The following is a 308-nucleotide window of genomic DNA, read 5'->3' on the forward strand; positions in this document are numbered from 1 at the left end:
TGAAGCGCTCTCACGCTTCCCAACTCCCCGAGCCGGGCTCGAACCAGCGACAGCACGGTTAACAGCCGTGTGCTCTACCAACTGAGCTATCGAGGATCATCTGAGATACTCATGTACCTTCAAAACATCATACAAAACCATTCTCACACTTCGCCTTCTTTGGTCAAAGCCTCGACCGATTAGTGACAGTCAGCTCCATGCGTTGCCGCACTTCCACCTCTGCCCTATCTACCTCGTCGTCTTCAAGGGGTCTTACTACCTTTCGGTATGGGAAATCTTATCTTTAGGGGGGCTTCACGCTTAGATGC

General features: G+C 51.6%; 1 tRNA gene and 1 rRNA gene. Both read right to left on the minus strand.

Annotation, left to right across the window (positions count from 1 at the left end):
* Positions 1–23: 23 nt before the first annotated feature.
* A tRNA-Asn gene (locus JMF81_RS16300) sits at positions 24–96 on the minus strand.
* Between the two features lie 63 nt (positions 97–159).
* Positions 160–308, minus strand: a 23S ribosomal RNA gene (locus JMF81_RS16305); the annotation flags it as partial.

The organism is Anaerostipes butyraticus, from assembly GCF_016586355.1.
Lineage (GTDB): Bacteria > Bacillota > Clostridia > Lachnospirales > Lachnospiraceae > Anaerostipes > Anaerostipes butyraticus.